The following is a 15062-nucleotide window of genomic DNA, read 5'->3' as shown; positions in this document are numbered from 1 at the left end:
ATAAGTATTAGTCAAAATAAACGTGTACGTAAAACAAATATAATATAATATCAGTGTTTATGCGCGTTTTTGCGCTTGTTGTATTCATTGGAAACAACGGCGATAAATCCGATAACAGGCAAAACAATATATATCGAGCTGCAAAACAAAATCATCATAATTATAGCGGTCACTTTAAAATACCCGCCTAATACTTCTTCACGCTTTGAAATATATGAGCACAGCACATTAAAGCCATATACCAAATATATACTGCTCATTATGATGCGGATATTTAATGCTGTCACATATATTACCGGAGAACTGTCAAGCGTGAATAAAACCGCCGCAACAGATGAAGCGAATAACACTATAGCTGACGCGAGTGAAAGAGACAGCTTCCAGCCGTCACGGAAACGCGACAAAAGCATGTTGCTTTTTAAAAGATGCGTACGGAGGATATAAGTGGAAGCATATCCGAGGGCCAGACATATGACAGATACGGCAGCTACTGAAGAAAAATAGACCTGTGATATTATCTGTTTGGAAAACTCCTCAGCCGAAGACGCGATTTCATTAAGCTTCAGCGCATCAAGAGCGCCGGCAGACGTATTCTCCTCCAGCAATGTATAATATTGTTTATATATGGTTGTTATATATTCGCTCAAAGCATATGCGATATCGGAAAAATAGCCCGAAAAAGACTGGATACTCAATGACCCTTTTGTCATTATAACATCGACGCAGAGCATCACTCCGAGCGATAATAAAAACGCCGCAGACGTCAGGAGCGCGGTGATTCCGCGCCCGGCAGAGCGCCTGACGCATATGCAAAGCGGAATAAACGGAAAAATATACAACACCGCCGCAGCGAATATCATCGGCGAAAAGTTGAATATTCCGGCTGTTATCAAGCCGAGCAGTGTACCGATAAGGTTGACGGGAGTAAAACGCAATACAGTCATTGCCGCAAGCAGTCCTACAGAAAGGGAGGCGAAAATATAAGTTAAAACACCGTATTTTATCACACCCGCAAAGGCGAGAAAAAACAACAGAATTTCATATATTATAAAGCGCCCGGGTTCCGAAAGTCCGCGGTTCGTTTGATCCGCATGCGCGCCGGCGTTATCGCCGACGGGAGAGCCGTTTTGAAAATCGTTCATTTTATATTCTGTTCCCTATGCCGGCGCCGCAAAAGCTGTTCCGAATCGGTATGGTTCACAAGCAATGCGGTCGCAGTATAAATAGAGTTTACATGTTTTTTCCATTATACAACAGTATTGATTTTAATATTATAACAGAAAAACACTTTTTTGTAAATAGCAACACATAAACATACAAATTTATTTCATTGCGGTGAAAATTACTAGTTTAATTGTCGCAGTTATCAGTCAGACACTGTTTACACAAGTTTAGCTCTAACGGTAGCCACTAAAAGAATATCACATTTGTGCAGCAGCAAAAACGAAGCTACATTTTTGTTATAACGAGTTATCCAAACGCTTCGTATACCTGTTCAATACGAAAACGAACTCCTCTATCTTTCGGGTCAATGTTCCGGAGCATAAGGCGATGTTGTTTGATAAAACAGACTGAAGGTAAAGCATCAGTTGCATCTTTTAATTTATCAGCGTGATATTTACTCATTATAATTGTGATTCATGCTTTTTAAAAAAGTCAATGCGAGGTTCAAGGAACTTCAATGTATGATTTCGATCAATAAAAAAGTTTAAGGGTTCAAAAATATACTTCCAATCCCAGATTCTATCATCAACATTCAAATACTCCCGGATCATCTCACAACTGACAGGTGTTATGGGATGAAACAAGGCAGCAGCTGTTCTGATAACATGGATGCTATCGGATATTAATTTCTTAATATCATCAGGATTATCATTTTTGCTTCTTGTCGACCAGTCTTTGTTGGCATCGCGAAGATATAAATTCAACAGCTCAAAAACCTTATCGAACGCAAATATCGACATTAATTTTTCATATTCCAATATCACATCATCTGCTCTCCTTTTTACCTCACTGCTTACCGCATATTCAGGCAGAATGCCATTATTATATTTCTGAATGGTATAGAAGCAAGAACGTAAAAGCCGATTAAAAACATTTGTCGCCAAATTACCCTCATTTAAAACATTATCAAAACCGCTGTTACCTTTCATAAATGCTTTTGGCTCAAAGCCTACACTTCTATCGCTTAAACTGGTGTTCATAAAATGTAATCTTAGTTGTTCTGGAGTATAATAATCAAGCAGTTCATCCGCTTTGGGAGGTTTATTATCGCCGCTGCTTGAAGCCTTTGTCTTTCCGTATAGAATGTGGCGATTAGGTACTATCTCCGGCATTTTATAACCTTCGTTCAATGCCATAAATATTCCCATTTCAGCTATAGCATAAAAATACATATTATCTTCACCAATAAATTGATATACCTTTGAATCATCCGATTTCCACCATTCCGACCAACCTGTATTGCAGCCTTTTTCACGGCATACCGCTTTTGTAAAAGATATTGGTGCCCATAATGATTCTGGCCATACCCAGAATGTCAGACCCTCTAATCCATCTTTGCTCGGGACAGGAACACCCCAACTTACATTACCTGATAACCTGAATGGTACGATTGTTTTACCCGTTCTAAAATGTATTCCTTTTTTTGTTAATAGCAGAATTGCTTTATCTCTTTCAATTAAAGTATCAAACTCCAGTGCTGATGATGCTTTTGTTTCATCTTTAATCAGAACATAAGAAGGCATTTCATCATATTTTCGTACTTCATCAATTAATTCATTTTTTATATAAATTGCAGGCTTACGTAAAAATTCTCGTACTACTGTTGTTAATGTTTTTCTGCAAGACGGATTATTTTCCCATTCTTCCAACAGGTTGTTTAGTTGTTCAGAAATTGCAGGCAAGTCAAAAAACCAGTTATCAACAGGAACACGCTCCGGTGTTTTTACTGAAAGAACACTTATTGGATCTATAAGCTCATCTGGGCTATATTGATGACCGAGAGAGCATTCGTCGGCATATGCATTTTCTGATTTACAACCTTGTATTGGGCAACGGCCTTTGACTTGCCGCCCATTAAGATAAACGCCCTTTTCAGTGTCAAAAAACTGCATGGTTCGTTCCAGTTTCAAATAGCCATTGTTATAAAGAGCATTAAATATTTCTGCGGATAAATCATTGTGAATTTTTGCAGCATCGTCTAATGCTGAACCTGAATATATATCAAGAGATATTTGATACTTTTCAAGCACTTCTTTTTGCTTATTGTGTTTTTGTAAAACAAAATCGTTTATGCTTCCGATAAATCCGGCACACAAAGCTTTTTTATAGCCGAGCTCAACACCGGCACCGTAACAGTCAGTTCCTGATATGAACAAAACATTTTCTTTTCCGATACGATCGCGCATGAAGCGTGCAAATATATCGGCATGAACAAAAACTCCTCCGATATGATGAAAATACAATTCTTTCTCACCGTATGGCATACCGCCTGTCACCAGTGCTCTTTTTGGAAAAGAAGGTCTTTCTGATGCTTTTTTGCTTTCCATGATTATTGCTCCCATTAAAATAATATTAAGTCTTCTTCGAAAAAAAAACGGTCAAAATCCTTTTTTGGACTTTAACCGTTAATTCTAATAGCTATATTTTTGTGCGATCTATAGAATACAACAACAAAAGCCCGTTATCGATTTGATCACGAGTTGCTGCTGCTGTTGATTATTACGATTGTATACGGATGTCATGACGTGCTTTCCTCTCCATAGATTTTAAATATTGTAGCATATATTTTCTGAAACGTCAATAGATGGGATTCAATCTTACATTAAAACTAACCGGACGCTGCACACATTGCTGCGGCAGCGCCCGATTTAATCAGAAGCTGAACAATATTTCGCCGTATGAGGGGAACGGCCATGCTTCACGGCTTACCAGCGTTTCCTGCTCGTCGCAGATTTCACGCAGCGAATCCATAGCGGGAATCACATCAGACTTGTAATAACGCGCGCAATCAAGTGTATTTTGAATCTCTTTAATTTTTGCGACGCATTTTTCGAGTATTTCAAGCCTTTCAGAAATAGTGAGCATATTATCGGAAAGTCTATTTGCGTAGTTTTCTTCAAATTTCGTTGAGATACTGCCTGAAAGCTCTTTTTTTACTTTTCCGGCGTTGCAGATTTGAGCCGTATATTTTTCAATAGCAGGGATAATTTCCTGATGTGTCATTGAAATCATAGTGAGAGCTTCGATATTGACGACCTTGCAATAATTTTCAAGATATATTTCACAGCGGGAACGTAGCTCGTTTTCAGTGAATATCTTATGGCGCTTAAATAGCTTTATGCTCTTTTCAGATATTAAATACGGTATGGCGTCAGAAACTGACGGCAGATTTAATAATCCGCGTTTCTTTGCTTCCTCAAGCCATTCCGGAGCGTAGTTGTTGCCGTTGAATACTATTCTCTTATGAGCAGTGTATTCACGGGCAATAAGCTTTTCTATGGCCAACGGAATGTCGGACGCATTCTCAAGTTCATCAGAAAATCTCATCAGTACATCAGCGACAATAGTATTCAATACAGTCGTCGAATCCGCGACGGAAAATGAAGAACCAGGCATACGGAATTCGAATTTATTCCCTGTATACGCAAAGGGCGACGTACGGTTTCTGTCTGTGGAATCACGCTTGAACTGAGGCAGAACATGAACACCGGTTTCCATTGCCGCGCGGTCGCGGTTTATATATTCACTGCCCTGGCAGATCGAATCAAATATTTCGCACAGCTCATCGCCGATAAACATGCTGATAATTGCCGGCGGCGCTTCGTTCGCTCCGAGGCGGTGATCGTTTCCGGCGCTTGCGCAGGTAAGACGCAATAGTTCCTGATACTCGTCCACGGCAGATATTACCGCGCAAATTGAAAGAAGGTAACGGTAATTCTTTCTCGGATTGTCACCGGGTTTAAATAAATTTACTTTATCGTTTATGCCGACAGACCAGTTTTCATGCTTTCCCGAGCCATTGACTCCGGCAAAAGGCTTTTCATGAAGAAGGCAGGCGAGATCAAATTTTGCGGCTACCTTTTTCATCATTTCCATTGTAAGCTGATTGTGGTCTACCGCAACGTTCGCGGTGGTGAATATCGGAGCAAGCTCATGCTGAGACGGAGCAACCTCGTTATGCTCGGTTTTCGCAAAAACCCCCAGTTTCCAAAGCTCCTCGTCAAGCGCTTTCATATAAAGGGAGACACGCGGACGGATCGCGCCGAAATAATGATCCTCGAGCTCCTGCCCTTTAGGCGGCATTGCTCCGAAAAGCGTCCTTCCTGTAAATATTAAGTCGCGGCGCTTTTTAAATGCGGCGCGGTCGACAAGAAAATATTCCTGTTCCGCTCCTATTGTAGTCTGAACGGAATCGCATTCGTCGCCGATGGCTTTCATCAGGCGTTTTACTTCATTGCCAATCGCTTCCATTGAGCGCAGAAGAGGCGTCTTCTTATCAAGAGCTTCTCCGCTGTATGAACAAAATGCGGTAGGAATGCAGAGCGTTCCGTCTTTAATAAACGCGTATGAAGTAGGATCCCAGCTTGTATAACCGCGTGCTTCAAATGTGGCGCGCAAACCGCCCGAAGGAAAACTGGACGCATCCGGCTCTCCTTTAATCAATTCTTTCCCGGAAAAATCCATAATCACGCCGTTTGCGGAGACTGTTATGAAGCTGTCATGTTTTTCGGCGGTCATTCCTGTCATTGGCTGAAACCAATGAGTATAATGTGTCGCTCCTTTTTCGATTGCCCAATCCTTCATTTCGCGGGCAATTATATTAGCGACCGGAAGCTCGAGACTTTTTCCCTGTTTGATCGAGTTCTGAAATTCATCGTATATTTCGCGCGGCAGACGTTCTTTCATGACGCTGTCGCTGAATACCATCGATCCGAAAACTGATTGTATATCCATACGCTTATTTGCCTTTCAAATATATTTTCAGAGAATGGCTATTCCCGCTTTTTTGCATGTATCCAATGTGGCGTCGTCCCAGACAGACACCTGTACTTCTCCTATATGAGCCTTTTGAAGAATCAACATGCAAAGACGCGACTGTCCGATTCCTCCGCCCATAGTAAGCGGAAGTTTCCCTTCAAGAAGCATTTTGTGAAACGGAAGCGAACGGCGATTATCACATCCGGCCTTGGTCAGCTGCGTATCAAGTGACGCGGGATCTACGCGGATTCCCATGCTGGACACCTCGAAGGCACATCCGAGAAGGTCATTCCAGAAAATAATATCTCCGTTCAGCTTCCAGTCATCGTAATCCGGTGCGCGCCCGTCATGCTTTTCACCTGATTTGAGCTTGTCACCTATTTGCATAACAAACGCGGTTTTATGCAGCTTTACAAATTCGTCCTCGCGTTGTTTCGATGTCAAATCGGGATACATATCTTCGAGTTCCTGAGAGGTAATAAAAGCTACCTCACGGCAAAGCTCTGTATTAATAATAGGATACTGAGCCTTCATTTCATCAAGTGTGTCACATATCGCGCAAACGATATCGCAAACGGTTTCACGCAGATATTCCTCATTTCTGTCTTCTGCAGTTATAACCTTTTCCCAGTCCCATTGGTCGACATATATAGAATGAAGGTTGTCCATTGTTTCGTCACGGCGGATGGCATTCATATCGGTATATAGACCTTCACCATGTTTAAAACCATATTTCCAAAGCGCAAGCCTTTTCCATTTGGCGAGTGAATGAACAACCTCGGCGTCTGTGCCGGTTTCAAGAATATCAAATTTTACAGGACGCTCAACTCCGTTAAGATTGTCATTGAGCCCCGTTTTTGCGTCGACAAACAGCGGCGCGGATATGCGCTTTAAATTGAGCGCGTTAGACAAATTGTCCTCAAAGTATCTCTTAAGCTGACCAATTGCGGTCTGAGTTTGATAAACTGTGAGCTTTGACGAATAATCTGTTGGAATCTGAATTTTGCTCATATGACAATCACTCCTATAATAAATAATAATAACAAAATAAGGTGCGTAGGCCTCACCTACAGCACCTTTGCTGTTAGGAAGCAGTATACCACCGCCAAACAGATTTGTCAATAGAATAATAAATAATTTTATATATTTGTAGAAATTGAATATCTGCCTGGCAGAAAAATATTATTAAACGAAGATTATTAAACAGTAAGTAAAAAAGTTATTTTATGTGACTCAGACAGCAAGAGAAAAGCCCGTATATCAGAGTCTTTTCTCTCACAAGCAGCGATTATTTAATTACTGTTAATAATAGCAAACATGTTAAACGCATTATATTCCGAGTATTTTCTGCATGTTCTGATATAAAATCTGACTCTTTTGAATATCGTTTGTCGCTTTTGTAGAAAACAGCTTCACAAACTGCGGCTCTATATATTTGAACGGAGCCATTGTGCCAAATACCAGATGCTCTGCGCCGAGAACGGATATTGCGTCGTCAAAATTCTTACCGACGAATGAATCGCATCTCATTACATCCGCGAAAACATTGGCACGTTCCTTACAGAGTGTCGCGAATCCGCCGCCTAATGAAGCAGGGAACTGAGCGTTGATAACTGTAACGGTTTTATCGCTTGCTTTTGCCATTGAGCAGATCTGATCTCCGGTCGGCTCGCTGAAGTTATCCATCCAGTGACGCTGCCGGATATTTTCAAAGCCGGCGGAAACCTTTACCATCAGGCCGTTTTCTCCGGCAAGTACATATGCTTTTCTTGCGCAGTCAGAATCAAGCGAATAGGCATGATAGCACGGAGTAAGCTCTATTCCGGCGAAGCCCATTTCTTTATATTCTTTGATTTCGCGTTCAAAGCAAATATAAGCGGGATTTACAACGGCAAACGGATATATCTTCATATCACCTTTATATGCCTTTACAGCCTTGATTAGCTCGATATTCCCTTCGCATGTATCCTTATAAAAAACAGCGTTCAGATTTGTGACAAACATGTGCGTAACCATGCGCTTTGACGCATACTCACAGAGCTCCGGCAAAGTCTCCTGCGGAAGCTTTCTGAAGGGCCAGTGCCCGATATATGTACAGGTATCAATAAGCATTATTTTCTAACCCTCCTTACAAATCTGTCATATGCTCCGCCGCCTAAAATTTTAACCTTATCGGCGTAAGAAATATCGGCGGCAAGCATTTTACCTACTCCTGCGAAAAGCGTTCCGTCGGTGCCGAAAAGCACTCTGTCAGCTCCGAGCAGCCTTACCGTTTCTTCGATAACAGGATTATCAATTATACTTCCGCTTAAGTCTGTATAAATATTTTTTACGTCTCTGATAGCTTTAAGCTGCCATTGCCAATCTCCGCCGCCGGTTATATGCGCCATTATGATATTAGCTTCGGGATATCTTTTGCCAATGTCCGCAAAATGCTGTCCGCCGGAAAGCCTCGGCTGTGACGAGGGCTCGTAAGTAAGCTTGCCTGCGTGTTCGAGAATAGGCACATCAAGCTTGATACAGGCCTCGATCAAAGGGTACATCACAGGGTCATTGATGAAATGCTGGTGATACAGCTTCACTCCCGCAAAGCCCATGTCCACGCAGCGTTTCACCTCTTCAACAGCTTCTTTTTGAAAGCCGCCGTCAACAAAGCACATGCCTATATATTTGTCAGGATGACGTTTTATTGCCTCCGCGACAACGTTGTTCGCTTGTATAAACCGCTCCGGTGAACAAACCGCTTCACCTGTTACCGGAGTGGAAATCAATACATAATCCATATATGTATTGACGGCACCTTCATAAAGAGACTCACATGTCTGCTCGCTGAGCACTCCGGGGCTCGTTTCCCAGACGTGTTCGTGCCAGTTTACGACATAATTATCTCTGAACAGACTCATTGCGTCGTCATAGAACCGCTTTATATCATTCATAAAGTTTGCCTCCGCATTTAAAATTTCATTTTGTATTATATCATAAAATCATAAAAATTAAAAGGATTTTTCAAATATTTCATTACCGGCAGCAGGTATGCCTTCATTTATCTGCTGTTTTATGTTGAATTCAATACATCCCTTTTTATGTTTGCGGCAAAAAAAGAAACAGTGTAAAAGGTCGTGAAAAGGTCTTTAATAGGAAGAATTTCTATTGGCGCCTCAAATGTAAGCCGCAATTTAGTTGATTGAAAATTAAGGGAACAGCAGACGCGTCAACAATACGAATCCGATACAATCAACCGCATAATCATTTTATTACTATCTGTTTGAATTGTCATTGACATCGTTATGCTTATGTATTAAAATAATATTGCCGCATATTGCGGAGATGGAGGTAATCATATGTCCTGTAAATGTAAAATCACAGTGCTGGAAAGAAAATATTTTTCAGATCTGGCAGAAAAATATCTTAAGGATCCCGGGGTGGGCAAATGCCCTGTATTTTCCGAGGGTCAGATAATTATTATTGATCCGAAAATAGGCTTCGATATGCCGAAAGGCTTTTGCCCTCAGGCATGGAACGACATAAAGGATTATGTCTACAAAACGCTTTCCGGAGAGACAGTCATACCGGACTGGTCAAAGGATGACAATGCTTTGATAGTATGCTGTGCCGACGGAGTGAGACCGGTCATATTCAAAGTCGAACGCATTTGAGATCGCTTTTCTTTGATAAGACAGTGAGATAAACGCTGAAAACTATCGCATCTCGTCGGGAAATAAGTAAATTTGCGCAAATTATCGGTAAATCAAGTATTATAAGCCTGAGTTCCCTTTTCTTTCCTCGTATTCAAAACGTGTCATACGGCAATACTCTGAATATAAAATCATATTCGGAGGCTGCCGGATGTTTAATAAAGTTGAAATATGCGGCGTCAACACCGCCAAACTCGAAACCCTCGGAGAAGCCGAAAAGGTTGAGCTTTTAAAGTTGTCCAAAAGCGGCGACAGTTACGCCAGAGAAAAGCTGATAAGCGGAAATCTGCGTCTTGTTTTAAGCGTTATTCAGAAATTTTTAAACCGTGGTGAAAACGCAGATGATCTTTTTCAAGTCGGCTGCATCGGACTCATAAAGGCGGTCGATAACTTTGACATTTCTCAAAACGTGAAGTTTTCAACATACGCTGTTCCGATGATCATCGGTGAAATAAGGCGTTTTTTACGTGACAATAATATGGTGAGAGTCAGCCGTTCAATCCGCGATCTCGCATACCGCTCGCTTTGTGAAAAAGAACGACTCGGCGCAAAGCTCGGAAGAGAACCTACTCTAAGTGAAATATGCGCGGAGCTAAATTGTCATTTTTCATCGGATCAGGAAAGCACAGCATACCAAGGCCCAAAGGTTACCGAAGCCGATATAGCTTCGGCTCTTGACGCAATAATCACTCCGGTGAGCATATACGAACCGATATATTCTGACGGCGGAGATTCGGTTTATCTATCCGATCAGCTCTCAGACGAAGAAGCCGGTATGGACAGTTGGACCGAAAACATCGCATTGGCAGAAGCTATGAAAGCGCTCGGAGAGCGAGAACGAAACATTCTCATGCTCAGATTTTATGCTGACAAAACTCAGACTGAGGTGGCACGGGAAATCGGAATTAGTCAGGCGCAGGTGAGCAGACTTGAAAAAAGCGCGCTCGGGAGAATTAAAAAGCAGCTTTAGTATATTATTAAAACGGCGATTTAATTCTTATCATTTTATGAAATAAATAGCTTTGCTGTATAGGATTTGCTTCAGTTTATATCGATTATTATTTGATTGCCGTTTTAATAATTATATATTAACTTTTTTATTTATCGTCCGTTCCTCTTGACTTGAATGTAGACACGGTGTAAAATTGATACGGCGGGAAAACCCACCGTATCTTTTTTTCGGAAAGGAACCAGGCTTAAAATGAAAGGCAGAATTGCGCTGCTGTTCCTGCTTACCTTATTACTTGCAGGTACAGTTTATGTAGCCGTGTCGATATCAGGCGGTTTACTTCCTACAACCGTCACCTTAGAAACCTCATCAACAACTTGTATTTCTCCGACAGGAACAGGAGAAGACAATACAGGTACGGCCGGCTCAGATCCCACCACAGGAGCTGTCAAAACCACAGCGGAAATAACTAACCCGACCACAAGCGATGAACCCGACCCGACCACAGGCAGCGAAACCGGATACAGAGTTGTATCCTTCTTCGGTATGGGCGATGATATCATACACAAAAACGTTATTAACGAAGCTTCAAAGCGAATGGGCGGCACTTCGACCGATTTTTCAAAGGGTTTTGATTTCGCGCCTGCTTACGCGGCCATAGCACAATATGTTAAAAAAGCCGACATCGCTTTTGTAAATCAGGAAACCACAGTCTGCGGCGACGAAACAAAAGAACCTTCGGGATATCCCTTGTTCAATACTCCGAGAGCTTTAGGCGATACTCTCGTTGATTTAGGCTTTAATGTAATAAATATGGCACATAACCATATGTGCGACATGGGGGCATCCGGGCTGTCCAACTCGCTCGATTACTGGCGCACAAAAAAAGGCGTCACGGCGATCGGCGTATATAAAAATGAACAAGAATATAAAAATTTGAGTATTATAACAAAGAACGGGATAAAAATCGCTTTTCTGTCATATTCCACATTCACAAATGTCCTGCCAAAGGATAACTCTGTATACATTCCCCTCTCGTCAAATATGACGACGCTTCAGGAGCTTACGACGGAACAAATCGCGGCATATAAAACCGAAATAACAGCTCAAATCAAAAGCGCCCGTGAAAAAGCAGATTGCGTCATAGTCTCAATGCACTGGGGGCAGGAGGATCAGTATTACGAAAACGATTCCCAGAAGGAAATCGCACAGGCAATCGTGGACGCGGGCGCCGATGTGATTCTCGGCACTCATCCCCATGTTTTACAGGATATGAAATGGAAAACCCGTCCCGACGGAGGCAAAACTCTTATCTGCTATTCGCTCGGAAATACGATATCGACGATGCATTATCTGCGCAATATGCTTGCCGGCTTTGTTACCTTTGATATCACAAAAGACGGAGACAAAGCGGTCGAAATCAAAAATGTCGTGTTTACGCCGACCATGAATTATTATGAGCAGGCAGTCAAAGAAACCGAATTGAGATATAATATTCATCTCATGCTTTTCAAAGACTTCACAATTGATAATCTCAAGAAGCATGGAAGCATACTTTATCAGGGCATAACGAATGTTCAGAAGGAATGGGATACGCTGGTAAAGAATATATCCGATCATATTCCTGATTCATTTATTAAGAATTAGTATCATGAGACTGTGGCAAAATGAAAAATTTGCCACAGCTTTTTTTAATCTGTTATAAAATGGTTGTCTTATTAAAATTATGAGAGAAAAGCCCATAAACCAGAGCCTTTTCTCTCTTTTAGCGTTAATTATCTAAATGCCGAGTTAATAAAAATACTCTTCACCGAATTTTATGGAATAACAGAAACAAACAATAGAAAATAAGTTTATAACATGACTGTAAAGAAATTGCTTTGTGCAATAAAAAAGATGTAGTCGGTAAGACCGCCACTGTTCGATACTATGTAAGCGATAAATGGACACCTATGGCTTAAAAGGTATGCGTACTCGAATACTATCAATATTGCACAGTCTGCTTATGATGACTGGTATATAGGGAGATAATTTAAAAAGATAAAAGCAGAGGAAACGAATTTATATACTCGTTTCCTCTTTTTAATGCTTTGTGAATATTACACTACACGTTATAAATCCTATTACATTCATGAATCATATATTCCAAAAAATTGATCATATCGTACATTCTAATAAGTGGTGAATAATATTGGCGTTTTCCTTGTCCAGTACGGATATAAATTGCTTCTCTCAATATCCGCTTGTATTTATCTGGTACATGAGATAGTGTATATTTTGTTGCGTTGTCTTTGGATGCTACATCCTGCTCAAATAATGTGTAAAACATTCGGCAGACTCCCATAACACCCCATTCAATCGATGAATGATGAAGCGCATAGAGCCATTTTATTGATAGAGGCTTTTTAGTACTAAATAGCCAATATGACCAATATGAATTTAAATTTTCGATCACATATTTAGATAAATCTTCAGTAGAAATATTTAAATCAAGCTCACTTGCAGGGGTTCCCCAAACTGTAATACCATAGTTTTTCAGCGTAAACCAAGTAACTGAGTTTATATCATGGTGTGATTTTGATAGTTTTGCGTCATGAATTGTGAATACCGGTTGAATCTCATTCGGTTGTTTACCAAGGTCATTATTCGAAATATAGTGACCTTCAAATTTTTGGTGAGGAAATGCAACAACCAGTTCTTTATGTAAATCCTCTAAATGTTTGAAATAATCATCAGACAACGGTGATCTAACTAAAACCGTAAAATCAATGTCACTCTTTCGGTAGTGATAGCTTCCTAATGCGATAGACCCAGTGAGATAAATACCAACAAGCTCATCACCAAATAATCTCTGAGTTTCTTTAGAAAACTCAGTTAAAGCGAGCTGCAAATTTTCTTGCATAAGTACCTTCATTTTTTAATATTATAACATACTAATATTTATTGAATTCGCGAGGGATGCTTGACAGATATTTAAATTAGAACACAATTAAAATCACTCTTCTTATACCCGTGCCATATCATTTATCCCGTTTTAATTTTACAGGCGCATAAAGATTCATCTGATGGTATCCAAGACCTTCTTTAATCTCATCATCCACATAAATCATGTGCCCCATAAATTCGCGGTCGCTGTCAATGATGAAATTTGTGCTTTCAAGCCATTTTTCTGTCTTGCTTCTCACTCTATTATGGCTTTCGCCGTCACCATCTACGCTAACCGCAACTGCATACAGCCCACCAAAATATTCAATAACTTCATACGGGTGAGTATCGGTTTCCGTCACTTCGTCCTTGATCGCCCATATCCATTCGACTTTTCCTTCTTTTCCATACAAGAAATCGGGGGAATCGAAAATAACGGGTTTAAATAAATGGTTGTGAGCTTCTTGCCACGAGCCGAACTCTCCGCCGAAAAGTTCTTCAAACGTCATAAGCCCTGATGTTACCGCTCTGAACTTAGGTATTCTTACAATCATGATGTCTGGCACCTTGTTGTCCAGTTTCTCCGTGACTTCTAGCAAACGATTCACTGTTGAAGGGTTGCCATTATAATTCACATTTACAAGCTGGTTCTCAATCTCTTTGGCTTTTTCATACAACAACTTGACATCAGAATCCTTTCCGAAATCAGCGTTTTCTATCTGCCTGATAAACTCAAGAACGACTTCTTTCAGTTCATGTAAAAGAGATACTTCGCCGTCTATATAGTCAACCTTTTTACTAAGCACCTCTAAGACAACCTCCGAACCGGAAGTGTTGAAAATGCGTTGAATATCTTTAATGCTGATATTCAGCTTGCGCAAAATTAAAATCTGCTCCAACCGTTTTACAGCTTCTTCATCATACATTCTGTAAGAATAATCGTCGCTTCTTGTGCTATTAATCAGTCCCATATCCTCATAGTAACGAAGCGCACGGGCTGATACATCATATTTAGCTGAAACATCTCTGATTTTAATTAGTTCGTTCATATAGGAATCCTCCTGTTAGTGGATTATAGATAAAGTATAATCTCTTCCCCAACGGCAGAGTCAAGAGGAATTTTTGAAAAATATTTATAAATTTTTAAAGCTTGATTTGTAGTTTCTTTATTGTAAATTATAACATAAAAAGTACGAATTTTCAATCGCTGTCTCGGCATTTAAATAATTACCGCTTAAATAGAGAAAAGACTCTAGTACTGTGTAACATCTAAATGTTTATTATCGGATACAAATGCTTGAGCTTCACTCGGGCATCCTCATTAGAGAAATGCCAATCAATACCACGTTGTTTTTCATTACGGCTAATCACCCATGGCTTCAGAAGATTGCGAAGAGTGTCTAAATCGGGAATGCGGTTGCTGGCAATACATTGCCGACCGAGAGCCGAAAGTTCAATCTCAGCCATATCGAGCCAACTTCCATGCTTGGGCGTGTAATGGATTTCAAGCC

12 protein-coding genes are annotated in these 15062 nt (G+C 40.6%); 3 read left to right on the top strand and 9 right to left on the bottom strand.

Features of this window, described 5'->3' with window-relative positions; genetic code table 11:
* Positions 1–50: 50 nt before the first annotated feature.
* From VB118_01710 to VB118_01685, 6 genes are all read right to left on the bottom strand, one after another.
* Positions 51–1142: a hypothetical protein gene (locus tag VB118_01710; GenBank protein ID MEA4831316.1), complete on the bottom strand. Its 1092-nt coding sequence runs from the start codon at positions 1140–1142 to the stop codon at positions 51–53.
* 483 nt (positions 1143–1625) lie between these two features.
* The gene (locus VB118_01705) at positions 1626–3551 is read right to left on the bottom strand and encodes a class I tRNA ligase family protein (GenBank protein ID MEA4831315.1); all 1926 of its coding nucleotides are present in this window, start codon (positions 3549–3551) and stop codon (positions 1626–1628) included.
* Positions 3552–3876: 325 nt separating this feature from the next.
* Positions 3877–5958 carry a glutamine synthetase III gene (locus VB118_01700; GenBank protein MEA4831314.1) on the bottom strand — a complete coding sequence of 694 codons (2082 nt, stop codon included), beginning with the start codon at positions 5956–5958 and terminating at the stop codon, positions 3877–3879.
* A 27-nt stretch (positions 5959–5985) separates the two neighbouring features.
* Positions 5986–6993 carry an aspartate--ammonia ligase gene (asnA, locus tag VB118_01695; protein MEA4831313.1) on the bottom strand — a complete coding sequence of 336 codons (1008 nt, stop codon included), beginning with the start codon at positions 6991–6993 and terminating at the stop codon, positions 5986–5988.
* Positions 6994–7311: 318 nt separating this feature from the next.
* Positions 7312–8094, bottom strand: coding sequence for a hypothetical protein (locus tag VB118_01690; GenBank protein MEA4831312.1), 783 nt, complete (start codon positions 8092–8094; stop codon positions 7312–7314).
* Positions 8094–8918: an amidohydrolase family protein gene (locus VB118_01685; protein MEA4831311.1), complete on the bottom strand. Its 825-nt coding sequence runs from the start codon at positions 8916–8918 to the stop codon at positions 8094–8096. Before VB118_01685 ends, VB118_01690 begins: the two co-directional genes overlap by 1 nt.
* 405 nt (positions 8919–9323) lie before the next feature.
* On the opposite strand from VB118_01685, the gene VB118_01680 reads away from it, so the two are divergent.
* The 3 genes from VB118_01680 to VB118_01670 all read left to right on the top strand — a co-directional run bounded on the left by VB118_01680 (position 9324) and on the right by VB118_01670 (position 12273).
* Positions 9324–9638, top strand: coding sequence for a TIGR04076 family protein (locus VB118_01680; protein MEA4831310.1), 315 nt, complete (start codon positions 9324–9326; stop codon positions 9636–9638).
* Positions 9639–9828: 190 nt separating this feature from the next.
* Positions 9829–10647: a SigB/SigF/SigG family RNA polymerase sigma factor gene (locus VB118_01675; GenBank protein MEA4831309.1), complete on the top strand. Its 819-nt coding sequence runs from the start codon at positions 9829–9831 to the stop codon at positions 10645–10647.
* A 231-nt stretch (positions 10648–10878) separates the two neighbouring features.
* Positions 10879–12273 carry a CapA family protein gene (locus VB118_01670; GenBank protein ID MEA4831308.1) on the top strand — a complete coding sequence of 465 codons (1395 nt, stop codon included), beginning with the start codon at positions 10879–10881 and terminating at the stop codon, positions 12271–12273.
* Between the two features lie 457 nt (positions 12274–12730).
* Here VB118_01670 and VB118_01665 read toward each other — a convergent pair whose 3' ends face one another.
* The 3 genes from VB118_01665 to VB118_01655 all read right to left on the bottom strand — a co-directional run.
* The gene (locus tag VB118_01665) at positions 12731–13528 is read right to left on the bottom strand and encodes a DUF4111 domain-containing protein (protein ID MEA4831307.1); all 798 of its coding nucleotides are present in this window, start codon (positions 13526–13528) and stop codon (positions 12731–12733) included.
* A gap of 118 nt (positions 13529–13646) precedes the next feature.
* Positions 13647–14600 (bottom strand): MerR family transcriptional regulator, encoded by a 954-nt coding sequence (locus tag VB118_01660; protein ID MEA4831306.1) that lies wholly within the window; start codon positions 14598–14600, stop codon positions 13647–13649.
* A gap of 220 nt (positions 14601–14820) precedes the next feature.
* The coding region (locus VB118_01655) for an IS630 family transposase (GenBank protein ID MEA4831305.1) at positions 14821–15062 on the bottom strand (242 nt) is incomplete at its 5' end.

The sequence above is a fragment of the Oscillospiraceae bacterium genome, assembly GCA_034925865.1.
Classification (GTDB): domain Bacteria; phylum Bacillota; class Clostridia; order Oscillospirales; family SIG627; genus SIG704.
The sequence above is the reverse complement of the archived record's forward strand: the minus strand, read 5'-3'. Positions and strand labels throughout refer to the sequence as shown.

Coding starts and splice junctions, on each gene's coding strand:
- VB118_01710 (MEA4831316.1), bottom strand. CDS start 1,142: ATGAACGATTTTCAAAACGGCTCTCCCGTCGGCGATAACGCCGGCGCG.
- VB118_01705 (MEA4831315.1), bottom strand. CDS start 3,551: ATGGAAAGCAAAAAAGCATCAGAAAGACCTTCTTTTCCAAAAAGAGCA.
- VB118_01700 (MEA4831314.1), bottom strand. CDS start 5,958: ATGGATATACAATCAGTTTTCGGATCGATGGTATTCAGCGACAGCGTC.
- asnA (MEA4831313.1), bottom strand. CDS start 6,993: ATGAGCAAAATTCAGATTCCAACAGATTATTCGTCAAAGCTCACAGTT.
- VB118_01690 (MEA4831312.1), bottom strand. CDS start 8,094: ATGCTTATTGATACCTGTACATATATCGGGCACTGGCCCTTCAGAAAG.
- VB118_01685 (MEA4831311.1), bottom strand. CDS start 8,918: ATGAATGATATAAAGCGGTTCTATGACGACGCAATGAGTCTGTTCAGA.
- VB118_01680 (MEA4831310.1), top strand. CDS start 9,324: ATGTCCTGTAAATGTAAAATCACAGTGCTGGAAAGAAAATATTTTTCA.
- VB118_01675 (MEA4831309.1), top strand. CDS start 9,829: ATGTTTAATAAAGTTGAAATATGCGGCGTCAACACCGCCAAACTCGAA.
- VB118_01670 (MEA4831308.1), top strand. CDS start 10,879: ATGAAAGGCAGAATTGCGCTGCTGTTCCTGCTTACCTTATTACTTGCA.
- VB118_01665 (MEA4831307.1), bottom strand. CDS start 13,528: ATGCAAGAAAATTTGCAGCTCGCTTTAACTGAGTTTTCTAAAGAAACT.
- VB118_01660 (MEA4831306.1), bottom strand. CDS start 14,600: ATGAACGAACTAATTAAAATCAGAGATGTTTCAGCTAAATATGATGTA.